The following is a 25402-nucleotide window of genomic DNA, read 5'->3' as shown; positions in this document are numbered from 1 at the left end:
TGAAATATGAAAAAAATAGTATGTACAACAACTGTGATTGTTTTTTGCCATTTTTTTATATACGCGCAAGATGTCACTAAAAATATTTCACAAAGGCAGGCAAACCAGTGGAAAGAATCGATAGCTAACTCGGGCAATGATTCAGCCAAAGCGGATATTGCCTTAAGGTTGGCGTTGTTCTATATTTTAAAACCGCGAAACTCAAAAGCGGATATGGACAGTGCAAGATATTTTATTCATATCGCCGGACCGATCATAGCCAAATTAAAGTCATTTGCTTTTGTTGGTTATCTTAATCTGGTGACCTCAAATCTTGACCGGGAAGTAGGAAAAGTGGTAGCGGGAAAAAAAGCTGCTGAGAAAGCTATTTCCGCTTTAAAGGGCACTAATGATCGGTACCATACCGCAATGGCGTATTTTGAGCTTGCGCAATACTGTCCTATACAGACAACCGAGCAGGCAAAGTCAAAAATTCATTTACTTGAATTAGCACAAAATGCAGCTAAAAACTCACCCCATATTGACTTCAGAGCATTTATACTAAAGAATTTAGCTGAACTCTATCTTAACATAAATGATGACGAAAAGGCAATGCAAACTATTAAGCTCTCATTAAGTAGGTATCAATCCATTCACTACCAGAAGCTGCAGGGCGTATATACATTATTTGGAGAGATTAATTACACGCGTGGTAATTATCAACTTTCATTAGAAAATATGTTGCACGCTTTAAAGGTGGCAGAAAATACAAAAGATACCACAATGCAGTTTTGCCAGATCAACAATTCTATAGGTCTAATCTATAATGTTCTCAGCGAGGGACGAAAGAGTTTTCCGTACTATTTGAAGGCTATGGAGATTGCCAGGCGTAACGGCGACTTAAACACCGTACTGCTGCTCCTGATGAACACGGTTGATTGTTATGTCCACTTCAATGAATATGAAAAAGCGTTACAATTAGTACATTATGTCGAGCAGAGAATTCCTAAACCAATTGATGGGAGTCAAATCTTTGCTGTCCCGCTATCCTATATTCACATTTATGCGAATAGCGGTCGAGCCACGTACGCCGGTATTTATGTTAACTATATTTTGAAACAGCAGGATAAATTTAACTTGCTGGATGCGAATTCCTTGAATAACATCTATCATGATTTCATACTTTATTACATCCATACCAGACAATTTAATCTCGCCCATAAATATGAAAAATTAAATTATAAGCTGGTAACCAACATGCGGGAACCTCACGTGGCCAAAGAGCATTTTCAGATTTCGTTTAAATTGGACTCAGCTGAAGGTAATTATAAAGGGGCAATGAATAATTTGTTAAAGTACAGAAAGATCAGCGATTCTTTGTTTAATGAAAAAAAGAGTAAGCAGATAAAGCAAATCGAGGCTCAATACCAATCTGAAAAAAGAGAATCTCAGCTAAAAGTTAAAGATCAGGCGATTCGCCTGCTCAATCAAAAGGAGGATATTCAGAAAAGTGATTTGCAAAATGCCAATTTAATCAAGGATATCACTTTTGGTGGCGTTTTCTTTTTGCTGATTACAATTTGCCTACTCTACCGCCAATTCCGGCAGAAACATAAAAGCAATCTCATTATCAAGCAAAGTAATATGGAAATTAATAAAAAAAATGAATTGCTTCATCACCTGCTTAATGAAAAAGAATGGTTTTTAAAGGAAGTGCACCACCGAGTAAAAAACAACCTCCATACAGTCATTTGTTTACTGGAGTCGCAGGCAGTCTACCTGGAAAATGATGCTTTGAAAGCCATAGAGAGCAGCCAGCACCGCATATACGCCATGTCACTTATCCATCAGAAACTTTACCAGTCGGACGATATCAAAACCATTGATATGTCTTTGTATTTACCTGAATTCATCCAGTATCTGAACGAAAGTTTTGGCACCCAGCATCAGGTTCGCTTTCATTTAGAGATCGGGGAAATACAACTTGGGGTATCACAGGCAATTCCTCTGGCGTTAATAGTTAATGAAGCTGTTACCAATTCTATCAAGTATGCTTTTAAACCTGATTTTATCGGCGTGATTACAATCGCGATGGAACAAATAGATCAGGAAATCACTCTTATTATATCAGATAATGGCATGGGAATAAATCCCGCAATTGTTAATATGCCCTTGGAATCATTAGGATTAAAATTAATGAACGGTCTTAGCGAAGATATTAATGCGCATATTAAATTTGAAAATGAAAAGGGCACACGGATTACCATTACATTTAATGTGGATCGGTTAAATGACGGAGATAATCTTTCAGTAACAATGCATAAAAATATCTATTTGGATAATATATCATGATCAATAAAAAACGAAGATTTATGAAAATATTAACTTCAATGCTAATTCTGCTTTGTGGGATTTCTTGTGTCCATGGCCAAATAATATCAAGGCGTGAGGCAGATTCTTTAATAAAATCTGTTAAAGTAACTCAAACAAGTGAGGCATACGCAAATCAACTCTTGCGACTTGCGGAATTTAATATTTTCAAACCGGGAGACTTTAAATCTGATTTAGATAGCGCAACTATGTATATGCACGAAGCGTCCAAATTAAATGCTACAATAAAATCATTGCAGGTTAACGGATATTTACAATTGTTAGCTGGCTTTTTCAATAAAGAGATAGGTGTAAACCCATACGTGCATTTTAAGGAAGCCATAAATAATCTGAAATTCACTAAAGATAATTTCCATCTGTTGCTGGCAGAACTTGAGCTTTCGAAATCTTTTAGCCCCAATTTAGATACAACGTTAATTCAGAAAAAGGCGCTGATCAATAGTGCAGAGAGACATTTACGGCAGGTTGAAGATCCTGAACAAAAACTATTCGGACTCGACGAATTGAAATATAACGTCTCATTTACCAGCATAAATGATTTAGAATGGAAAAGCAATATACTTCAAAAGATGCAATTTATGGCCTCGAAAATGTCGGACCCTGTTGCATTGTTAACGGTACAAACGGCCATAGTTTCGCTTCATATAAAACAGGAAAACTATGGATTGGCAATAATAGAATTAAATAATTTGTTACCTGAGTACAGAAAAAATAAATTCCCAAGGACATGGTATCTTAACTATCTTCTAAGCAACGCTTTTTATTTTCAAGGAAATTATGAGAAAGCAATTCAAAATTCTTTATTAGGAATTACTGATATTTTAACAAAAGAACCAGGAAATGTCTATATGTTCTATAATAACCTTTCCCTTATTTATATAAGATTAAACAGAAACGACAAAGCACGGCAATGGTTAGAAAAGGTGATGGATGTCTCTATATCGTTTAAAAAATGGGATTTGATGTTTAAGACCACCCCGTTAATAGTTGATTGCTTCATTAGAGAAAAAAATCCTACGGGTGCGCTGAACTATGTTTTAGATATAGAAAGGAGACATCCTACGGAAATTTCCGGTGAAAAGAAGAATCTTGCATCAGCATTAGCTAAATGCTATATTGCCTTGGGCCGAAACGATGTCGCTAAGGGATATATATTAAAAATGATCAAATTTTCTGAAATTCAGATAGCAAACGGCGAAATTCCAACTGATAATCCCACCGATGTACAAACTTGCCGCTTCTATCTTACAAACGGACAATTCCATACTGGTGAAAAATATTTAACTAAATCACTTAAATCTTGGCCAGCAAATCAAGAAGTTGGCAAATTATTATTTGAATACGAAATAAGATTTAAACTTGATTCAGCATCCAGGAATTACTTCGCCGCAATGAAGCAACTGCAAAAAACTCAAAAATTTAAAGATTCTACGTTCACAGCTATAAAAAGCAGGCAAATTGAAGAACTGGACATATCATACGAAACAGAACGTAAAAAACGTGACATTAAGATACTTGAAGGTAAGCAGAAATTACAAGAAGTTAAATTATTGCAAATTGAAAATACCAAAAACTATATCATTGCCGGTTCCGGAATGCTTCTTTTGCTATTAGCTGTAATTTATAATAGATATCGTTTAAAACAACGGAGTAACAGGCTATTACAGCAAAAGCAAGAAGAGATCAAAATGATCAATGCGGGACTTGAAAAGGCAATAACTCATAAAGACCATCTATTAACTGAAAAGGAATGGTTATTGAAAGAAGTACATCACCGCGTCAAAAACAATTTACATACCGTAATTTGTTTACTGGAGTCACAAGCAGCTTACCTCGAAAATGATGCACTGAAAGCGATAGAAAATAGCCAACACCGTATATATGCCATGTCACTGATACATCAAAAACTTTATCAATCGGACGATATCAAAACCATTGATATGTCGCTGTATCTGCCGGAATTCATCCAATACCTGAATGATAGTTTTGGCACTCAACGAAATGTCCATTTTCACTTGCAGGTTGAACCGATTTTACTCGGCGTATCACAGGCAATTCCTTTGGCTTTGATTGTAAACGAAGCCGTTACCAATTCCATAAAATATGCATTTGCGCCCGGTTTTACAGGGGTAATATCGATATCCATGTTTCAAACCAACCAGGAAATCACGTTAATCATAGCAGATAATGGCAGAGGAATAGATCCGGCTATCGCGAATATGCCTTTGGAATCGTTGGGACTGAAGTTAATGAATGGGCTCAGTGAAGATATTAACGCTCATATCAAATTTGAAAATATTAAGGGTACAAAGATAACTATCATATTTAACTTTGACCCGCTGAATGCAGAGCAGGAATTACAGGCCATTTCGGGCGATATTTAAAGGAAAGAAACACTAAACCAAAGTAAAAAACGCTAAATTTATTGATATTCATTTCCGGCCAATAAATAATTAAACCACTTGTAATAACCGATTGTGAGAACCAAAATACTTATAGTAGAAGACCAGTTTATCGAAGCTAACAATATGCAGGGAATTCTGGAACGTGCCGGTTATAAGGTAACAGGAATCGCCAGATCTGTCCCAATTGCTTTAAAAGCGATAGAAAAGGAAAAACCTGACCTAGTGATGCTGGATATCCAATTATACGGAAATTTAACGGGAATCGATCTGGCTGGAAAACTAAGCGAAATGAATATCGCATTTGTTTATTTGTCAGCTAATTCAAACAAACCGATATTGGAAGCAGCTAAGGCCACAAAACCATATGGTTTTCTTGTAAAGCCTTTTAGGGCAAAAGATGTGCTGGTGATGCTTGATGTGGCTTGGTATCTGCATCAGCATTCACAAGATGAAACCAAAATCACCAACACAGCTAATAAAAGCGGTGGAAACGCTTCTGGGGACTTAAAAAAGATCGTTGGTGATAGCAAAGCTATGATTGATATTTTAAATAACGTGAGGTGCGTAAGCCAGTACGATACCTCGGTGTTGATATTAGGTGAAAGCGGAACAGGTAAGGAACTGATAGCACAGGGGATACATCAATTATCTAACCGAAAATTTAAGCCTTTAGTAGTTGTTAATTGCGGCGCTTTACCTGCTAACTTAATAGAATCTGAACTGTTCGGTCACGAAAAGGGTTCTTTTACCGGGGCCCTCAACAGCAGAATAGGTAAGTTTGAACAAGCGGATGGCGGTACCATTTTTTTGGATGAGATTGGTGAACTACCCTTAGATCTTCAGGTTAAGTTTTTACGTGTTCTACAGGAAAAAGAAATTGAGAGAATCGGGGGGAAATCAAAAAAGGTTGACGTCAGGGTTATTGCAGCTACTAACCGCAACCTCGATGACGAAATTGCAGCGGGCCGTTTCCGGCTCGATCTCTATTACAGGCTCAATATTTTTCCGATACTCTTACCGCCATTACGGGAAAGACGTTCTGACATTTTACTGCTCGCCGATTACTTCCTAAAAAAATATGCGGACAAACAGGAAAGATCTATCACTGGTTTTTCTGACGAAGTAATTCAAATTATGCGCCAGTACAGCTGGCCCGGTAACGTAAGAGAGCTGGAGAATATGATGGAGAGAAGTGTGTTGTTGTCTATGGGCGCGATAATTAATACTTTGGTGTTGCCTAAGGATAAAGGAAAGCCTATTATTGATATCGAAGAAGATAAAGTCAAAACGATGGAAGAAAATGAACGTGACCATATTTTGTCCATATTGGAAAAATGCGAATGGAAAGTTTATGGCGAAGGCGGTGCCGCTGAAGTTTTGAATATCAATGTATCAACACTTAATTCCAGAATGAAAAAACTGGGTATAGATAAAAAGCGCTACTTATAACAAAGTTAATGTTTCCCAACTTTACACGCTGGACGATGGGGAAAATATCCTTTCCGGTTCATCTTTTAGCAACCTTTTATCTATTGACTTGTCCCCTTTGCAGCGGAATCACTTGTCCCTTTTGCGTCGGAATCACTGGTATACTATGGAGCGGAATATCCAGGCTGATCCCTGCGTATTTTTATTTAAAACAAGATCTTTACCTTCAAAAAGTGAGTAGTTGATTTTGCCACTTTTTTTATCCCCGGTTACCATTTCTACCATTTGAAGTTCACCGGGAATATTATTTCCGAACCAATAAGGATTAGCCTGTTGCTTCCAGGTAACTAAAGCTAATATCTGATCGGAGGGCATACTCTGCTTTCCTGTTTTAGCTAATATGATCGCAGAATCATTTCCATACAGAGTGGACATGGTATGTTTTTGTGTATCCAAACTGACGAAATAACGCAATTAAATTTCTTTCTGTAAATCATAATCTTCTCATAATAATAAGCTAATTAATAACTGGCATTGGTTTAGTGAAATTGTCTGAAGAAATTATAAGGTTAATTACACTTATTCAACTCTGCTAAACTAAAAAACATGGAAGCGTTATATTTGTCAACACATTTTATCATGGCGTTCTGCTCAATGAGCATTATTTATATCATTGCCACCTCAAAACCCAATAAATTCAATGATTGGATAAAAATCAATCGCTCAATATTCTAAGCTGATGTTAAATTGCAAAAATGGGGTTTAGTGCTATTTGTGGAGTCGATAGCATTTGCTTTATGGCGCCCTATCAAATAGCATTTTAATATTCTAAACACAAGTAAATTAAATCGTCAAAAAAATACTTGGAATCAGTTTAATTACATTTTCTCTATTTTCATTTCTTAGCTTAAAATCAAATTAAATTAAAAACCACAGGCAAAGCTGCAACTTACGGACCAGCTAGATGTCATGACGTATAACGCGATAAAAAATGAGGTGAAGCATATGATGTGTATTATCTAAACGCGATCGCGAAAACCTGATTTTATTTTATGGGTTATCACAGCTTCTTCTCAAACAATGGAAGTTATTTGTAAAGGTTCATTATAACGCAGGAAAATAACAGTAGATAAAAAAGATATTGCGCTAATCGCCTCTAAAATGCATCAAATGCCTGGGTTTTAATCTCTAGTTTGAACTGATTAGTGCCAAAAAAGGGCCAAATGAAAAACGTTTCCCATGGTATTATAATATGACTATCAAGCTTTTTATGCTGCCGTAAAATATAAGTTTAGCCTTTCTATTTGCATATACTAACAAGTTACATACAACCATCCTAATGACTTTTAAAAAATCACCTTCTCCCTTGAATTCTGTTTCGTCAAGCGAAAACTATTGCTGCGCTACGACTTTATTGGAAAAGATATTGATGTTAGTGATAATTTTGAATGTTTTAACAATTACTAAGTGTCTTGGTCAGGATCCGGCGTTGCCTGCTACAAATTTAGGGTTTACCGGTGTTTTGGACGGCGTTGCGGGACCGCCTGGCTTAGTTTATGTAAACTACACTCAAATATACCAATTGTGGCAAGTAAATAATGAATTTGGCAACGCCCAACGTACTAATATGAAAATAAATGTTCTGCTGTCGTTGCACCAGATAATACTCCAGTCAAATACCAGAATTATCGGCGGGAATTTAGCTTTCACCTTGATTCTTCCAATAGTCAAAATATCCGCGATTAACAGGGATGGCCCTTCACCATCGATTAACTCTGGTCCATTTGGGGATTTAACAGTTGGCCCCGCTTTATTATGGAAAAACAAGCTGTTCCTCGGCAAGCCATTTTCGCATCGCCTCGAATTCGATTTGACTTTACCTACAGGTTCGTTTGGTAAACAGTACAACATTAATTCATCTTCTCATTTATACGTATATTCATTGTATCACACCTTTACTTACAGTGTAAGTAGATGGCTGACAGTAAGTGTACATAACCAATTTAATTATAATTCCTGTATTTTAGGAAGTGAGATCAAGCCCGGTGCTTTTTATAACGGCAACTATGCGATATCGTATCCGATTTCAAAACTCCTACGCGCCGAAATTACCGGATATTATCTAACCCAGTTGAATCAGGATGCTTTTAATGGAAACAGGCGCTATTATTTGGAAAAATATAATGTTACCAATACCAAAGAAAAATTAGCTGCGCTTGGACCGGGAATTAATTTTTCGAATAGTTCGGGATTGTCGATTGAAGGAAAGGTCTTTTTCGAGACTGAGGCTACTAATCGAGCACAGGGATACCGACCTACCATTATTTTAGCGATCCCCTTGCATTGATTGTGGGGTTTGTGCATAATTAATAAAAGCAATATCAGCTCGACGATTAAACAATACTATCGATGGAGTGTAATCTTAAAGGATTTTTTATCAGAAACGAAGATGAGTTTGCTCTTAAACTTCGGCAATTCACCTTTATCTAAATATCCGAACCCGGATTGCGGTTTTGTTCCAATTAATAACTGAAACGGAAGAAAAATAAGAACGCAGGACCATCGCGACATCCGGGTATGCTTTCAAACAGGAAATTGGAGAAGCTGAAATAAATTTGACGGTATTAACCTGCCTGTAAAGGCTTACGCAAAAGAAGTATAGGCAGCTTTGAGAGCAATATCAGATCAGCAGTTTGCAAAACAAAATCACTATTCCATAGCGCCTGAATACTCCAAACTCTTACTTTCCAAGGATAAGGTTTTTTAGCGCTTTCGCACAATTTTTCAAGAAATCTCATCACCTATTGCTGCTGCTTGCACTTTGATGAACGACGATTCAATTAAAGTGCCACGTTGTAAATAACTTTTAGCCAGTTAATTGCGTTAAGAAGTTAAGAATTCAGGCAGCGTTAGTTCACTATTTGGAAATTTATTAGCGCACATATCCTTAATGTTTGCCGTCTTCAATCAAAACGGCGACATAGGGGCCCTCGTTGTTGATGGCCGGTTCTTTACCTGTTATCTTGTCATCGTCCAATAAGTGTAATAGTTTTACAAACTTGGCCACTATCAAAAAGTAGGCCTGATATTGAGTTGGAGATACGCCCAGATTGAATTTAGCCGCGATGTTCCCGGGTTTATATTTTTGGCATATTCCATACTCCCTGTAGCTGCCATATAGGAAAATCCGATGTCAACGTTGGTAACTTTATTAAGCTTGTATCCCGTTGAGAGGTCAAATTCGGTGCCTAAATATTTTGATATGGGTCGGTTATTAATATTCTTTTGATCATTGGCCAGGAAAAAGTAATGGTTAGCAAATTCGGTGGTGAACTTGTGATTAGGCGAGGTGTATTTGATATTTAAATAGGGATTACTAAGACCCCCGGCAGGAGAACCGCTAACGGAATAAAAATAATCCATATAGCCGTGGAATTTATGAGGAGTGCCGTAAAGCGGATCAAACCTGTGATCAGTTTTTGAATTGGAAAAAGCATTGTTACCAGAGCTGTAATCCCACCCGATTAAGTAACTTAATTCGTTTGGATTGTAAGTCAGCTTTACACTTAACATGTAGCCGATCAAACTATTCCCGTCGCGATCACGGCCTCCCTGGTAATAATATGAGCCGTTTGCCGACCAATCATTATTTTGCCCGAATACTTGGGTAACCTGAAATCCGGTAGTGTAACGGACATTTATGCCGGGTTGGTTAAAGTGTTTGCCATACACAAAGCCTGTATCTTTTCCGGAAATATCCCTAATAGAGTCCAATACATACTTACCAAACTGATCTATTAGAACGAGCCCGGATATTTTTGTTTGACCAATTTTTCCGGATATGTGTAAATATTGCAGCGCTTTATACTCCTGGTTCAATGCGTTAGTTCCCGGTGGATTTGTAAAGGCTGGGCTTCCGTTTTTATCACTATTACCTGATTTATTTATCAATGGGATAAATCCGGATGGCGTATTGGTCAAATATCCTTTGCTGTCCTTTACAGTCGCGGGAACATTTGCCGGTGTGTAATAGGTTCCATTGTAGTTAATGGCGTCGGTATTTTGGTTGAATGCAGCGCCGATATCGAATTGCCACCCTTTTTCAACGGCCTTTAATACAATAGCATCATGTCTGCGGGCTAATTGCGTCCAATCCAAGCTACCCAAAAGGCGTTCATCGTCGTAAACCAATTCTTGTCTTCCGACCTTGATCGCAAAATAATCAAATAAAGACTTTTTAAATGAGGTGTCCCGCGTGTTTGCTAAGATGATTTCCGCCCATGCCTCGTGCACAGCCAACTTGCTCCCGTCGGAGCTGCTTATCGTTGACGCATCCTGGCCCCATATCCTTACATCCTGTACGCTGGTATGGAAAACCAATTGATTACTTTTAAAGTCGAAGATCAACCGGGTTCTTTGTGAAATTAAGGCTGCACCGTCGCTACCCTTTTTGGCAAGTGTTCCATAGCCATCTCTCAACTCTCCTCGTGTCCTGATTTGACCACTTAGGGTAAGCTGCGCTGAACACGTCAAACAAAGCAATCCTAAAAGCGTGGATAGCACGTATCTTGTAATAAACTGAAATTTTGACATCGCTATATTTTTAATCTGAAACTTAATCAATAATGAGCGTTTGCAAACTGCTGCCCGGGCAACTGAAGTAGTAAGGGATCAAGCCGGAGCAGGCAGTATTATTTAAAATATTTCACCTGCAAAGTTTGAAGTTCAAATTGGATTGCAATATCTGTATTTTGATTATTGTAGAATCGCCCCATTCAACCCCATCCTTGTTGCGGTCTCCCTGTTTATTCAATGCTAATGCCAATTAGTTATTTTACTGATAATTAAGCATTTATTAAAATTTCATATATTTGTAATTAGCGTTATATCGGTAATAGCACAGGCATTAATTAAATATCGTTAAAGTTAGTTAGGTAGTTTTTTGTCTGGACTGGCGTTCTATAATTCCGACAGTTTATTGCAGTATTTCGTTACTTTCCAGCCATAACTCATTTTTATCGGTATTTCATTGCCGGTTCATCATTCAACTAAATCCCGCTAGGCTCAAATTCAATTATAAATTTTTACTTGTTGATATACAGCATATTAACGCTTGGCATGTTCTTCTCCTATAAGAAATCATCAAACGATAATTTGTCACAACATAAAAAAGAACATCATGAACAATCAACAATTAAATGAAATCAGCCGCCGTAGTTTTATCGGTTCGGCTGGGCTATTGACAGCCGGGCTATTCGTGTTTCCAAAATTGATATTTGCACAGGCACAAAGTCCGGTTATTACAATTGTCAATGCCGCGAAAACGGCAAAAATCAATATCACTAAACTTCGGGGGAATATAAGCGTTCTAGATGGTTCAGGCGGAAATATAGCAGTTCTTCACGGTAAGGAGGGAAAACTATTAGTTGATGCGGGAATAGGTGTTTCTAAACCAAATGTACTGGCAGCATTAAATTCAATTAGTGCCGATCCAATAAAATATCTTATCAATAGCCACTGGCATTTTGACCATGTAAGTGGTAATACGTGGCTTCAGGGGGCAGGGGCTACCATTATAGCGCAGGATGTTACGCGTAAACATATGTCTGTGACTACCAGGGTGGAAGATTGGGGTTATACCTTCGAGCCGATGCCAAAAGAAGGGCTTCCAACAGTGCTTTTCAAAACGGAACATACCCACCATTTTAATGGGGAAAAGATCCATATCAAGACTTATCCTCATGCACATACTGATGGCGATAGTAGCATCTTTTTTCCAAATGCCAATATTTTGCATGTAGCAGATACCTTTTGGAATGGATATTACCCGTTTATTGATTACTCCACGGGAGGCAACATCACGGGTATGATAAAGGCAGCACAGATGAACATAGACAGAGTAACTAATGAAACTATAGTGATCCCTGGGCATGGACCAATCGGGAATAAGCAGCAATTGATCGAATTCCATGAAATGCTATATACCATACATTCGAAGATTGGTGCATTAAAGAAACAAGGTAAATCCCTTGCCGAAGTTATAGCTGCAAAACCAACGGCCGCTTACGATGCCAAATTCGGCGGATTTGTTATCGATGGTAATTTCTTTACCCGACTGGTTTATAAAGGTGTGTAATTGTTAGAGCCTGTAGGACCTAAATTAAAAAAAGAGAAAATACGGCAGAATGGGATATATAGATAACTTACAGCCGTCTGCAATTCAATGGTTGAAATTTAAAAAATTTTGACTATAAAAATCGAATTCTTAGCACTTTTTAATATTAACTCCGACAGGCTCCCATAATATCTAACTAACTGATTTAAGGAAAGCGAATAATAGTGCCCCAATTGTCCGGAGATAATTAAGCAAGTTTCCCAAATTGCAAGCGGGCAGCCAACTGTTTAATTTAAATTGAATAACGTGTGTTAATAACATTAAAAAAAATCAAATGAAAGCCCTGACATATCAACAAGCTAATTCATTAGCCGAGTTCGCAATAAAACTTACAGAAGTTCCCAATCCTACGATGAGAAATAAAGATCTTTTAGTCAAAGTAATGGCATTTTCCGTGAATCCCGGTGATACAAAGATAAGGAGTTCAAAAAGCACTTTCGAAGGAGGACATATTATTTTAGGCTGGGAATTCTCGGGTGTAGTTTCAAAAGTAGGTAGTCAAACGGAAGGCTTTGAAATAGGAGACGAAGTTTACGGCGTTGGAGATGTGTTAAGAGATGGAAATTACGCGGAATTCGTTGCAGTTGACTATAGAGTTGTAGCCCATAAGCCCATATCCTTGACATTTTATGAGGCTGCTGCTATTCCGCTTACAGCGCTAACCGCATTAGGGGCGATTTTAGATACAAATTTTGAACCATATAGTAATGTTAAGAATATCCTTATCATAGGGGGAGCTGGAGGAACCGGTTCAATGGCCATTCAATATCTAAAAGCTATGACCGACTTCACTATAATCGCAACTGCGTCTGATGAAAAATCTATCGCTTGGGTGAAAGAATTGGGAGCAGATTATGTAGTTGATCACTTTGGAGATGTACAGCACCAATTGAGTGAAATCGGTCTCACCAGTATCGACCAAATTTTTTCCACTAGTCATACTACAGGTCATATGACTTGGATACTAAATGTTTTAAGACCACATGGCCACTTGTCAATGATTGAAAGCCCTGAGGCATTGTGCCAAATAAATCCGTCAACGAAGGCGATCTCAATTCATTGGCAAATGATATTTACCAGAATCTTAGAAGAATATTACCCAGAAATGCAATCTAAATTTCTATCACAATTAAGTAAATTAATAGATTTGGGGAGGATAAAAACGATAGTAAAGACAAGGCTCTCTGGTCTTTCTGTTGAAACAATTAAACGAGCACATACACTCATAGAAACCGGCCAAAATATTGGAAAGATAGTTATAGAAAATATCGGGTGAAAAATAAAATGCAGGCAAATTGGCACTTTGTAAAACCAGTAGCAAATTGGAACCGTGCTTAGCACAATTAGCACTGGTTGATGGTTATGTTATTAAGATAAGTAGGATTGTAATGCTTTGTATTTAGGTAGTCACCTGATGTCTAATTAGGAATAATACGGGAGGCCATTTGGCCATTACACGCGTAAATTAAGCTGAGCAAAGCTAATCCGACAGGCATTACCGAAAGGAGTTAAAGTAGAGAGGTATCCGGCTATTGAACAGGCATTTAGCATAAAAATCGGCAGATATGAACTAAAGGATCAAGTGATTAATTACTATAGCCAAAAAATAAAAATTATTTAGGAAATTTTAAAAGGCTCCTCATCAACTACCAATTTAGCTACAAAAGGCAGGTTATAAATTGGTACTTTTCAATATTACATACTCTCTCATACTTTAGTATTTCTTTACGGTTTCTTTTCGCACACGACTAAGCGTTTCGGGCGTAATACCCAAATAAGAAGCTATCATACTTTGGGGTATCCGTACAGACAAATCAGGGTATAGATTTACAAAATCCAGGTATTTTTGTTCGGCAGTGAACGCGATTGCTGTGTGGATCCTGTTTTGGCTGGTAATGAAACTTTTGTTGAGAATGGCATTTACCATATCGTTGAATACTGGGATTTCTCGGCATAGCCTGTCGAAATTAGTTTTGCTGATCAGCAGTAATTCAGAGTCTTCAATAGCATCAATGTTATTTTTGGATGGTTCGCCTGTCAGCAGGCTGGCGCGATCACCGGTCCACCAGTTCTCTTTTGCAAAACTTATAATACTTTCCCGGCCGTTTTCGTCAAGACTATAAAAACGCACGAGCCCTTTAATTACAAAAGCGTTCTATTTCCAGACATCCCCCTCTTGCAGCAGGTACTGTCTTTTACGAACCTTTTTAATGATGGCAACCGACTTGATTTTTTCGTAATCGGCAGCAGTAAGGTTTGCCTTTTCGCTAATATATCGTTGAAATTCCTCAAACATAACGAAGAAAATATCCCTTTTTTTAAAGGAATATTTGCTTCATACAAGTCATATTTCACCTCTGAATTAGGCGCTATATTTATTCAGCCATTTTGTTTTGATAGCTGCACGGGCATCTATAAATTCCTGATCGGTGCCTTGTGCAACAGCGTCAAGCGGGTAACGAAGCGGGCGGCTTCCTTTCTCCATTTCGATAAGTTTCAAAATACCATCCGCAATAGTTTGCGGATCCATTTTAAATTCCGCCATTTTGCTGAATAGTGATGAACCCATAGCTTCGAACTTTTGAACCGCGATTTCGCCATACTCAGCTATAACATCTGTTCTATCTGCATTTACACCTGTTTTAGCGCCGGTGTTCATTTCAGTAGGATACACACCTGGCTGGATACTTACATTTTCAATATTGTATTGTGCAAGTTCATCTTGTAAGCCTTCGGTAATACTTTCTACCCCAAATTTTGAAGCCAGGTACGGAATCATAAAGGGCAAGGTATGACCACTGGCTCCTGATGTTATATTAATGATCAATCCGTTCTTAGCGGTACGCATTCCTGGTAATACTGCAAAAATGGTACGCAGAGTTCCGAAAAAATTGACTTCAAACATTTGCTTAATCTGATTGATCGAATAAGCTTCTAAGACACCATATCCCGCAACAGCGGCATTATTTACCAGTACGTCGATATGACTATATTTGGTAAAAGCATATTTAAATGCCGTTTGTACTGATTCGTCATCTGTAATATCCACCTCCACCACTTCTATGTTAGGCAGGGCAGACAATTCCTGAGCTATAGCTTGATTTTTGCCATTTGTTCCTCGCATTCCTGCAATAACAGTATGGCCTGCATTTGCTAGGGTGATAGCAGTTAATTTGCCAAACCCCGTGCTTGTTCCTGTAATAAAAATTGTTTTTGACATTGTTGTTATTTTTTAATTATTCAAAATTAGATCATGGGCACAAACTTTACGTTGATAAATGATATGAAAATCCTTGATATTTGTCAATTGTTCCCATGGGTGCTCGACATTATTAAGATATCGAAATCAACAGTAGATTATTAGAATTTCAAGACATGATAATGCTGCATTAACTAGATCATATTCATCGGTTTGCTTTTGCTATCAACTGAATCTTTAAACCGCACATCTTAAAACTTACGGACGAAACCCTTAAAGAGCGTCAAGCAGTGTTTCTCACTTTTTATTTAAAATATATGGCGGTCTTCTTCTTTTATTGCTAGGTCATTGATACAAGCAAACCTTCTTTGCATCAAACCTACATCATTAAATTCCCAGTTCTCATTTCCATATGCACGAAACCAATTTCCTTGAACATCGTGGAACTCATACTCAAAACGCACTGCTATCTTGTTACCTGTAAAAGCCCAAAGCTCTTTTTTTAACTTGTAATCAAGTTCTCGCTGCCATTTTCCGGCTAAAAATTTTATCACATTTTCACGCCCGTTTATGAATTCTGAGCGATTCCTCCATTCAGTATCTATGGTGTAACCCAATGACACCTTCTCCGGATCTTTGCTGTTCCAGGCATTTTCTGCAAGCTGAACCTTTTCAATTGCCGTTTCCAGTGTAAACGGCGGTACTGGTTTTCTAATTTCCATAATAGTGATTATAAGTTAATAATTATTGTTCGGGGTAAAGGAAAATATTGGCTTTACCAGCTTTATCTGTGACTTCATATTGTTTCCCTGCGAGGCAAACCGTTGCTGGCCTAAATGCTTTTTGATATTTTGCTTAGTATTATAAATCCTATAAGTTTCAGGTCCCTGCACAGCTATCTTAAATAGAGCCGACTAATATGCTTTATTTCTTCATTGTATTGGAATCAGATTATGCATACCTTAGTTTTTTTCGCCAGTTTTGACCACAGATGGATAGAAAGCCCCCGCGTGAAAGCACTATATGAGGTCATCAATATGCCCTTGATCCCGTTTTGCATTGAATCAATTGCATAAGTTACAAAAGGCATCCCTGGTTTTTCTTTACTTTCAAATAAATACGTCTCGGCAACTTCAAAATCGTCAGGACTGATTAGTTCGTCATCCTGAACGCAGCGGAGAAATTCGCTGTTAAGGGCAAAATCAAAATCATACCCCCTTTTCTGCAAACCGATAATCACGTCTGCCCTGGTTTTTGAGTTTTTCATCTTATAAGCTTTATTTGTCATAATTAGTGATTCGGAAACCACAGCAGCGCTAACCTTGAGTACTAATAAAAAAACATGCCAATATATATTTAATTGTTAATGAGATATTTATGTTTTTCTTAAATGATTTATCTGGCTTTGCATCGCTAATAGTAAATCACACTATCGAAATGTCAATAACAAATGCCTGTTGTCGATGCGGCATTTTAACAACTTATACACCTGTTCCCATTAAAGTTCATGATGAACAATCGAAATACGACTTACTGCTCAAAAAAACAAGTTCATTGTAACCTCGTTAATCAATGGAATACCATGAGGTTCAAATAGAAGAAATGTTTATAAGTATTTTTTTTACAGGCTCCTATACAATAGGCACGCGATATGAATGGTAAAACCCGAATAAGGTTACAGGTAAAACGTATTAATTATAGAAGGCACACGTGAAACAAAAGTAATTGGACTATCCTGCGAAGACCAGGTAAATAACTGTGATAAAAAAAGTTAGGCTGTTGCCAGGACGCAACACCTTTCCGCGAGTTCTAATTTTTGGTTTAAAAACTTGATCAAATACATTAACGATAGGTCAATTTCAGCGGTATACCCAGGTTATTCTCCATTTATCTGTATTTTCTTGAATTGCTCTATACCTTGTATAGATAATCAATGACCATCTATAAACATCGTAAAACATGATCTTAAAATCGACGAGATTATGTAATCATCCTGAACTTTTTGAGTGGTCTCACTAAGCTTTACAATTATGCTTTGAATGGCCGACATTATTGATATTTCACTACCTTAAAAATATTAACGTATTACCGCCTTTAACAATTCAACTACCTTAATTTTAATTCCTGATTTACAATCACTTAACTTATGGCATTGTATTTAATGTTAGAGAATGAAAAGAATCTTGCTGCTAAATAGCCTGTAGATACCCTAATCAGCAAAACAAACTAAAAAGTGGGAAACCATATTCGATTCAGTTGAGGAATTGCCCAGGTAATAAGCTAATTCACGTGTATTTACAGGTATGAGGGAAATTCCAATCCGGTGGCGAGGATCATTATACAACAGAAGCTTTAGCCGGAAAAAAAGGCGTTAAGCCGTTTAACTTAAAATTAGTGAGCAATAATAAATAATTCCATGAGCAAATTTTTCAATATCATCAACCGGCAAGGGCTAAAAAAAGTCGGATTCATCTTATTAATTCTTTTCGTAGCTCTTCAGTTTTTACGTCCTGAAATAAGAAAGCAAGCGGTGACTGGGGACATTAAGGCGCCTGATAATGTAAAGGCTATATTAAGAAGGGCCTGCTACGACTGCCACTCGAATGAATCGAAATTGGGATGGGCAGATCAGATAGTGCCTGTTTATTGGCAGGTAGCGCGACATATAAATGAGGGCCGCGCCCGTCTTAACTTTTCAGAATGGAATAAATTAACGCCGGCTGAGCAAAAGACCAAATTATGGGAATCAGTTAACCATGTTGCACTCGGTGCTATGCCCCGACCGGACTATAAATTTATACACCCATCGGCAAAAATTTCAGATGCCGATCTGCTAACCCTAAAAAATTACTTAAGTACCATTATAGATTACAAACCGGCAGATACTGCTAAAATCAACGCGGAAGATGTGCAATATAAAGCATGGTTGTCAAGTGACCAAAAAGAACTAATTGTACCCGTATCGCTTAATGGCATACGTTATGACCCTGATTATAAAAACTGGCAGCCACTGAGTAGCAGTGAGCGTTTTGAAAACGGGACTATGCGTGTAATCTTTGGAAATGCAGTGGCTGTGCAGGCTATGAAAGAAAACCATATGCGGCCGTGGCCGGACGGAACCCGGATCGCAAAGGCTTTATGGACGCAGATCTCCGACGATAATGGGAATACGCGTACTGGCGCCTTCGTTCAGCTCGATATGATGATAAAAAACAGCAGACAATATAAGTCGACTGAAGGGTGGGGCTTTGCCAGGTTTAAAACATTAAAATTGATTCCTTATGGTAAAACTTCGCTGTTCGCATCTGAATGCATCAACTGTCACCGCCCTATGAAAGAAAACGATTTTGTCTTTACCATACCCGTAAAATATTAAACCTATGAAAATTAGAACATATTGGATTGTCGCTGCTGCAGCGTTATTTTCAGTTGGCTGCTCGGAATCGCCTATTAGTGTGGCCGCTACAAATTCTAAGGCTTCTCTTCCCCCGGATTTCCATTTTTCCAGCCAGGGCTTGAAAGTTATAAATTTCAGTATCAATAAGCGAAAACATACCATGTCAATCCTTTACGGGAACGATCAGGCTGTAATATTAGCTAAAGCCGGAAAGCAACAGTTTCCCGATGGCCAGGTATTAGCACTGGTAATCTGGAAAGAACAGGGTAACCCTTATTGGTTTGGCAATAATATCCCCGGCGAACTTCAAACGGTTGAAATGGTAACTGGCGATAAAAAAAACGGTAAGATCTCTTATGCACTCTATGAAGGAAAAGATCTTGTTGTAAACGAGACCACACAAGAATCAGACATCCGCACGAGCTATATTTTAAGTCAAAAACCCTCTGTTTTGCCTTAGGAAGGGCCTTAATTTTTTACTGGCTGGTAAACACAGAACTCATAATTGAAGTGAGTGGACACTCACCATTGGCATTTGCAGTTAATTTTCGGTTATAAATAGTGCTTTTTATCTATACCCAGTTTTTTCATCCTGGAATTTAGTGTGGATACATTAATATTCAAAAGGCTTGCGGCTCCGCCTTCGCCATAAACTTTCCATTCGCACTTCTCCAGAATGCACAAAATATGATCACGTTCATTTTCTTCCATGGTTTTAACTTTAGTCTCTTCATCATCTATGATCGGTTTACCTTTATCCTTCGGAAGCATTAAGGAAATAATCAGCCCTCCCATCGACAAAAGCACGCTTCTTTCCATCATATTTTCCAACTCTCTTACGTTTCCGAGCCAGCTATACCGGAGCATAATTTGAATGACCTCATCTGAAAATCCGGTAATGGTTTTCCCCTGTTTGTCCGCGTATTTCTTGAGGAAGTATTCGGCGAGCAATACAATGTCTGAACGTCGTTCGCGCAACGGAGGTAAAAGAATAGGAAAGATATTAAGTCTGTAATACAGATCGAGCCGGAAGCGGCCACCCGCTATTTCGTCCTCCAGGTTGCGGTTAGTAGCTGCAATCACCCTGACATCAACCTTTTTAGATTTTCCGCCAATACGTTCAATTTCTTTTTCCTGAAGAACACGCAAAAATTTAACCTGAAGATCAAGCGGTAATTCGCCAATTTCATCCAAAAAGATTGTTCCTCCGTCGGCTTGTTCAAACTTTCCGATCCTGCTGTTAAGTGCGCCGGTAAAGGCACCTTTTTCGTGCCCAAAAAGTTCAGATTCTATTAGGTTAGCCGGCAGGGCACCGCAATTAACAACCACTAAAGGTTTGGATTTCCTATCAGACAACTGATGTATTGCCTGTGCTATCAATTCCTTTCCTGTCCCGCTTTCACCTAAAATCAATACCGATGTGTCAAACTGACTAACGTTCCTCACGTTATTTAAAATATCGATCATAGCTTTGTTCGCACTACGATCTTATTTAATTCTCCCGAAGGAAGAGCACCGTTTTTAATAGCTCTACTTTTGATCTTGGCTTCGTCCTGAGAATGCTGATGCAGGTACCAAGCTACATCCAGCATTACAAGCACATCTTTCGCCCGAAAAGGCTTTACCAGGAAGCCATAGGGCTTTGTGGCCTTTGCAGCCTCCAATATCGGTTTGTTTGAGTTAGCCGACAGGTATACAAAAGCTATATTCATTTCGCTTAGCTTTCCTGCTAAATCAATACCTGTTAAATTCCCATATAATTGGATATCCAGCATTACCATGTCAGGTTTTTCCTTTTCTATCGCTTTTAAAGCAATAGGGACAGACCTGGCGATGCCTGTCACCTTGTAACCGGCACTCTCCAGAATGCCCTGCATGTTATTAGCTTCGATAAACTGGCTATTAAAATGTTGGATTATTTTATTAAAGGTGTAATTTTAGATACAGGCAGGTTAAAAATAACTGTTTGTAAATTTAACTTCATTGATCTGTTATCCGAGGTAATCCAGGAAGTTCAGTTCATCCATCCAGATTATCAACTGGTGTTTCGACATGCTTCAGAAATTCTTTTATATGCAGATAGGGACCGGATCGGACAGGTAATAGAAAATTTGCTAACCAACGCGATCAAATACTCGGCAAAAAAAGATCGAATCATAATAACCTGCAAAAACATAGAAGATCAAGTACAGATTTCTGTGAAAGATAATGGCATAGGATTACGAGATGGCGAACTCACTAAAGTTTTTGACAAATATTATCGAATTGAAAATGTGCTGGAGAACGCTATACCTGGGTACGGCATTGGTTTATATCTATGTAAACAAATCATCGACGAACATAATGGCCGTATTTGGGTGGAAAGTGGGGGAAATAGCGGTTCCACTTTTTACTTCACGCTGCCATTAGTTTTTAATCATTGAAGCCGCTTGTGAAAAGATAAGATGGAATGGTAACTTGACCATACTGTTGGTGATTATTTATAAGACTAATATGAATAGATTATTTTTTTACCATCATACGTAATTGACACTAAACTATTAATTGATCGGGCAGAAATAAAATCGAAATCTTTCGACCACGTACAATTAGCTAACATCTTTCAACAATCGTTAATATATAAACAATGGAATTAAAAAAACCCGTTGTGCGGTTTAAAAAGCAAGGGCATGTTTGATCAGATTAAGCGGTTTGTTGTTTGTAAAGTTAAGATATTGAAGCACGGCAATGCTGCTAATTTTAGAACAGGCTCTTGTAAGCAGGCCATTCAGAGATTTAGCATAATTCCTCTTGAACATAAACTGGTCACATAATTGTGAGAAGATGGTCTCTACCGTTTTCTCATATGGCGGTACCCCGGTGTCCATTGGTTGACCCTGTTTTTCATATTGACCCGTAACGGTGTGATCAATCTGATTTTATCAGTTTCAAATAAAGAGGTCTGATAAGGTAGGGACAAGTATCCTTTATCGGCAATTAGCTCGCAACCATGCAGTTGTACATCACCTAACATACCCAGATAATGAACATCGTGCACATTGGCAGCGGTTAAACCGGCTGAAATAGGAATGCCTTGTCTGGTGATGATGAGCTGCATCTTAAATCCAAAATAATGCAGTTTATGTGAAGCGTGGTAACCTTTGGCCGGCAGCACTTTCGGGTCATCCCTGCAAATCGTCGTTCTATAGGTGCGAGCATTTTGACAAACAGGCAATGGTATGGAATCGATGATATACTGTTGTTCCTGAGGGTTTATTTTCTTTGCTATTTTATCAGAAACCAGACTGATATATCCGTTGAGCCGCTTTCTTCTGCGGTTATAATTGCACCGGTGTGTGAGTGCGGGAAACTCAGCCATGTATTCTTTTTTTAACTTATAAAACAGCAGGTTTTCGGAGTCTATGCCTAAGGCTTCGGCGGTTAAAGATAAGCTAACAATCTCAATATCAGAGAACTTTGGTGGATGTCTGTAAGGTCCGAAATTGCCATCCGGGCGCAGATGATCTGCAAGTACCGATTTGGTAATAAACAAAAACTTGTCGAAATTAGTCTTTAAGTTGTGCATATAAGAAAGCGTCAGATACTCTCTTAAGATACTGAATTTCAGTATCATGCACAACTTATTTGATCTTTTTTAAACCGCACAAAGGGTTACTTATATAAGAACATTGGAAGGCTTCAGTTATCTAAGCTTAATTACCGATGCCTACTCCAGAAAGATCGTCGGTTACGCCCTTCATCCGAGTCTGGAGGCTATCGGATGTATAGCAGCTTTGGAGATGGCCATTGAGAGTAGAAAGAGAAAGTCACCATTTATTCTTATCCATCATTCGGACCGTGGAATACAATATTGCTCCCAGAATTATACGGCAATGTTAAACGACGACGGAATTGCGATCAGTATGACTCAAAGCGGAAGTCCATATGAAAATGCACTGGCTGAACGTATAAATGGGATCATCAAAAATGAGTTCTTTCCAAAAAGGATTTACCAAAATCACAAAGAGGCAAAGAAAAGCATCGCTGTGACCGTTCGGCATTACAATGAAAAACGACCTCATGCAAGTCTAGATTATTTCACGCCAGATCAGGCCCATGACATGTCAGGCGAAATTAGCAAACGTTGGAAGCATTACCCTTATCGAAAAAAAAGAAAGGAGGAAGAACCCGTACACATTTGAAATAAAGTCTTTCTGACAACCCCGTGTACTGTTGCTAGGTAATCCAACAATGCAAATGGGACGTAGGTAAAGTAAAAACAGGATTAACAGAAACGGGGTGTAAAGAAAAAATAGGATTACCAGAAAGAAGATGTAAATTAATTCCAGTATTATCACCCAAAAACGACAAGTAATTTCAGGACGGGACACGTAGCCAATGGTTCGGGAGGCTTTTCAGAAGCTCTGCCTGCGATAGTTTTTTAAATAGCGCATCAGTTTTTGCCTAAATCAGTCTTTATGTATTCGATCCATTGGTGTCTCGGCAGGTGCCTTAGGTCATGCTCCGGTACGAAACCCGAGACATTTTTAGGATCCTTATCCGTCCAGGTAGCCTTGCGATCAGGAATCAAAAGATAATAGTCTGCAAAGGGCAATTTTGTTTGTTGAGATACTCCCATGTAGTCCATCATGCCCAGCGTGCGCTCGCCATACCTTCTGGTTTTACTGCTCTGCATGGAGATGTAAAAGAAATATTCGGTCGAGCTTCCGCCCAGGTCATCAAAAATTAGGGCGACCTTTTCAGGTTTTTTGAGGATGGAGTCGGTATATATACGGGTAGATGGCATAGCATAGAACTGCGCTTTCGACAGGGGTATTTCTTCATAAGCCTTTTTAAACCTGGCAAGTACCTCAGGAGTATTCGAGCGGGACCATCTTGGATCTGGATTGGGCTTCTCATACATCGATTTGATACCCGGCAGGTTGGCATTGATGTTTTGCGGAGTCAATCTTAAGTAGGTATCACCCTGCACTATTGGCTGGGTATAAAAATATGGAAGTAGATGCGTCCAGCCGGAATTTCCGCCGCCATTACCTCTCAGATCCACAATCAGGTGTTTTGCTGACCTGATCAGGGAGTCATTTTTCTGTATGATTTGCTTGATTTTATCATCGCGGTTAAATGACCCGATAGAAAGAATGACATTATCTTCATCCAGCTTTTTGAAATCCAGCCCATAATTGTAGTTGCGCCAGGTCAAAAATTCAGACCTTTCATGAGTAGTCATAGCCAATGGATAGACTCTTCCCCAGACTTCAAAATTCCAGACAAATAAAAGACCTCCGTGCTGCCTGACCGGGAAATCCGGAGTCATCCAATCATACCGGTCAAATATAAAACCGTTTTTATTTTTAGTAAAAGTATAATATACCAAACCAGGCTTAAGTTTGGTGTCCTTACTCTCCAAAATCACAGCCTGGTACCGCATAGGGCTAATCTTCTGGATAGCCAATCTCAGTGTAGTGTCTGGATTGACCCAGATGCCCTCGATCGAGTCTCTCTTTTTGGCGGAAAAATCATTTTTAAAAGCATCTTCCCGGATAGGGGTGTACACAAACCTATTGGTGTCGGTGATGCTGTATTCTATGTCAAAATGCTTGTCATTGAAGAAACCAACATAGGCATTCAATAAGGGAAAGCACCTTTGCGGATCAGTTTGCTTTGCAGCCTCTGTTCTCAATTTTTTGACCAGCTTCTGATATTTTGGTATTAACTTCTTTTTGATCAAGTCAGGATAGCCAACATAGTTCAATTCTGTTTTTTTGATCGTGGTATCCAGATTTGCGATGCAGTCGCAGGTTTGCTGCGCAATGACAGTTTTCGAACAAAATAGTAGACAGAAAGCGCAGAAGGTAAGGAGAAGAGTGGTTTTTTTCATATTCGGTTTGCTATTGCAAATTTAAAAAAATCAGATAAATATAACCCGTTGGGTGAAATTGATTAAGGTAAAAAAAAATGATTTAGATATTGCTCAAGATACTGAAATTCAGTATCTTGAAGTCGCAAAACAAACAATATCCATGTCAAATATAGCAAAAAATTATTTTAGAGTTTTAGAAGTTTTAAGTTCTTTGAATATTGTTTTTAATGATGTATCTAAAGTCGGTCGAAAGCCTAAAATGTCTGACATTGAAGTGGTTGCATTAAGTTTAACTGCTGAGTATATGTCTATTGATAGTGAAAATGATCTATTTAAACAGTTAGGTAACACTACCATTTCTAATCTAGTTGAGAGAAGCCAATTTAATAAAAGGCGTAGAAAATTGTTTCCATTTTCAGAAAAAATTAGAACCACTTTAGCATCTTCATTTTTGGAATTTGAAGACTATTTTATTAACCCGTTGTGCGGTTTAAACTGCAAGAGCATGTTTGATCAGGTTAAGGGGTTTATTATTTAAGAAATTTAGATATTGGAGAGCAGCAATACT

General features: G+C 38.3%; 21 protein-coding genes and 1 pseudogene. 11 read left to right on the top strand and 11 right to left on the bottom strand.

Translation table 11 applies throughout. The features are described from left to right. Positions 1-6 precede the first annotated feature (6 nt). The 3 genes from ABIB39_RS21725 to ABIB39_RS21715 all read left to right on the top strand — a co-directional run bounded on the left by ABIB39_RS21725 (position 7) and on the right by ABIB39_RS21715 (position 6224). Positions 7-2331, top strand: coding sequence for a sensor histidine kinase (locus tag ABIB39_RS21725; RefSeq protein ID WP_354432289.1), 2325 nt, complete (start codon positions 7-9; stop codon positions 2329-2331). A gap of 20 nt (positions 2332-2351) precedes the next feature. Beyond that, positions 2352-4754, top strand: coding sequence for a tetratricopeptide repeat-containing sensor histidine kinase (locus tag ABIB39_RS21720; RefSeq protein ID WP_354432288.1), 2403 nt, complete (start codon positions 2352-2354; stop codon positions 4752-4754). A gap of 93 nt (positions 4755-4847) precedes the next feature. Then, positions 4848-6224 (top strand): sigma-54-dependent transcriptional regulator, encoded by a 1377-nt coding sequence (locus tag ABIB39_RS21715; RefSeq protein ID WP_354432287.1) that lies wholly within the window; start codon positions 4848-4850, stop codon positions 6222-6224. Positions 6225-6356: 132 nt separating this feature from the next. Here the strand turns inward: ABIB39_RS21715 and ABIB39_RS21710 are convergent, their stop codons facing one another. Further along, positions 6357-6659, bottom strand: a complete 303-nt coding sequence (locus tag ABIB39_RS21710) for a cytochrome P460 family protein (RefSeq protein WP_354432286.1) — start codon at positions 6657-6659, stop codon at positions 6357-6359. An 883-nt stretch (positions 6660-7542) separates the two neighbouring features. On the opposite strand from ABIB39_RS21710, the gene ABIB39_RS21705 reads away from it, so the two are divergent. Further along, a complete protein-coding gene (locus ABIB39_RS21705; protein ID WP_354432285.1) occupies positions 7543-8550 on the top strand; it encodes a SphA family protein in 1008 nt (335 codons plus the stop codon). A gap of 722 nt (positions 8551-9272) precedes the next feature. On the opposite strand, the gene ABIB39_RS21700 is transcribed toward ABIB39_RS21705, so the two are convergent. Beyond that, positions 9273-10796: an alginate export family protein gene (locus tag ABIB39_RS21700; protein ID WP_354432284.1), complete on the bottom strand. Its 1524-nt coding sequence runs from the start codon at positions 10794-10796 to the stop codon at positions 9273-9275. Between the two features lie 586 nt (positions 10797-11382). Here ABIB39_RS21700 and ABIB39_RS21695 point away from each other — a divergent pair. Together ABIB39_RS21695 and ABIB39_RS21690 are read left to right on the top strand one after the other, a co-directional pair. Continuing rightward, on the top strand, positions 11383-12339 hold the full coding sequence (locus ABIB39_RS21695) for an MBL fold metallo-hydrolase (RefSeq protein ID WP_354432283.1): 957 nt from the start codon (positions 11383-11385) through the stop codon (positions 12337-12339). Between the two features lie 313 nt (positions 12340-12652). Continuing rightward, a complete protein-coding gene (locus ABIB39_RS21690; protein WP_354432282.1) occupies positions 12653-13654 on the top strand; it encodes a zinc-binding alcohol dehydrogenase family protein in 1002 nt (333 codons plus the stop codon). Positions 13655-14092: 438 nt separating this feature from the next. On the opposite strand, the gene ABIB39_RS21685 is transcribed toward ABIB39_RS21690, so the two are convergent. The 5 genes from ABIB39_RS21685 to ABIB39_RS21665 form a co-directional block, all read right to left on the bottom strand. Continuing rightward, entirely contained in the window at positions 14093-14521 is a 429-nt protein-coding gene (locus ABIB39_RS21685) for a Crp/Fnr family transcriptional regulator (RefSeq protein WP_354432331.1), read from the bottom strand. A gap of 12 nt (positions 14522-14533) precedes the next feature. After that, positions 14534-14674: a hypothetical protein gene (locus tag ABIB39_RS21680; RefSeq protein WP_354432280.1), complete on the bottom strand. Its 141-nt coding sequence runs from the start codon at positions 14672-14674 to the stop codon at positions 14534-14536. Positions 14675-14740: 66 nt separating this feature from the next. Further along, on the bottom strand, positions 14741-15598 hold the full coding sequence (locus ABIB39_RS21675; RefSeq protein ID WP_354432279.1) for an SDR family oxidoreductase: 858 nt from the start codon (positions 15596-15598) through the stop codon (positions 14741-14743). Between the two features lie 287 nt (positions 15599-15885). Beyond that, positions 15886-16299, bottom strand: coding sequence for a nuclear transport factor 2 family protein (locus tag ABIB39_RS21670; protein ID WP_354432277.1), 414 nt, complete (start codon positions 16297-16299; stop codon positions 15886-15888). 224 nt (positions 16300-16523) lie between these two features. Continuing rightward, complete coding sequence (locus ABIB39_RS21665) at positions 16524-16844, bottom strand: hypothetical protein (RefSeq protein WP_354432276.1); 321 nt, start codon at positions 16842-16844, stop codon at positions 16524-16526. A gap of 1149 nt (positions 16845-17993) precedes the next feature. Between ABIB39_RS21665 and ABIB39_RS21660 the strand changes: the two genes are divergently transcribed. Both ABIB39_RS21660 and ABIB39_RS21655 read left to right on the top strand, forming a co-directional pair. Beyond that, complete coding sequence (locus ABIB39_RS21660) at positions 17994-18953, top strand: heme-binding domain-containing protein (protein ID WP_354432275.1); 960 nt, start codon at positions 17994-17996, stop codon at positions 18951-18953. A 4-nt stretch (positions 18954-18957) separates the two neighbouring features. Then, positions 18958-19434, top strand: a complete 477-nt coding sequence (locus tag ABIB39_RS21655) for a cytochrome P460 family protein (protein ID WP_354432274.1) — start codon at positions 18958-18960, stop codon at positions 19432-19434. A 92-nt stretch (positions 19435-19526) separates the two neighbouring features. On the opposite strand, the gene ABIB39_RS21650 is transcribed toward ABIB39_RS21655, so the two are convergent. Next, entirely contained in the window at positions 19527-20441 is a 915-nt protein-coding gene (locus ABIB39_RS21650) for a sigma-54 interaction domain-containing protein (RefSeq protein ID WP_354432273.1), read from the bottom strand. Continuing rightward, a complete protein-coding gene (locus tag ABIB39_RS21645; RefSeq protein WP_354432272.1) occupies positions 20438-20851 on the bottom strand; it encodes a response regulator in 414 nt (137 codons plus the stop codon). Before ABIB39_RS21645 ends, ABIB39_RS21650 begins: the two co-directional genes overlap by 4 nt. Positions 20852-20881: 30 nt before the next feature. Here ABIB39_RS21645 and ABIB39_RS21640 point away from each other — a divergent pair, with 30 nt between their 5' ends. Then, positions 20882-21397 carry a sensor histidine kinase gene (locus tag ABIB39_RS21640; protein WP_354432271.1) on the top strand — a complete coding sequence of 172 codons (516 nt, stop codon included), beginning with the start codon at positions 20882-20884 and terminating at the stop codon, positions 21395-21397. 407 nt (positions 21398-21804) lie between these two features. Here the strand turns inward: ABIB39_RS21640 and ABIB39_RS21635 are convergent, their stop codons facing one another. Continuing rightward, positions 21805-22587: an IS982 family transposase gene (locus ABIB39_RS21635; RefSeq protein WP_354432270.1), complete on the bottom strand. Its 783-nt coding sequence runs from the start codon at positions 22585-22587 to the stop codon at positions 21805-21807. 46 nt (positions 22588-22633) lie between these two features. Here ABIB39_RS21635 and ABIB39_RS21630 point away from each other — a divergent pair, with 46 nt between their 5' ends. Then, positions 22634-23155: an IS3 family transposase gene (locus tag ABIB39_RS21630; protein WP_354432329.1), complete on the top strand. Its 522-nt coding sequence runs from the start codon at positions 22634-22636 to the stop codon at positions 23153-23155. 251 nt (positions 23156-23406) lie between these two features. Here ABIB39_RS21630 and ABIB39_RS21625 read toward each other — a convergent pair whose 3' ends face one another. Then, entirely contained in the window at positions 23407-24852 is a 1446-nt protein-coding gene (locus ABIB39_RS21625) for a S41 family peptidase (RefSeq protein ID WP_354432269.1), read from the bottom strand. A 142-nt stretch (positions 24853-24994) separates the two neighbouring features. Here ABIB39_RS21625 and ABIB39_RS21620 point away from each other — a divergent pair. Then, positions 24995-25309, top strand: a pseudogene (locus ABIB39_RS21620) (IS982 family transposase); the annotation flags it as partial. Positions 25310-25402 lie beyond the last annotated feature (93 nt).

Origin of the sequence: Mucilaginibacter sp. UYP27, from assembly GCF_040547175.1 — a bacterium.
Lineage (GTDB): Bacteria > Bacteroidota > Bacteroidia > Sphingobacteriales > Sphingobacteriaceae > Mucilaginibacter.
Note: the sequence above shows the minus strand (reverse complement) of the source record. Positions and strands in the feature narration are given on the sequence as shown.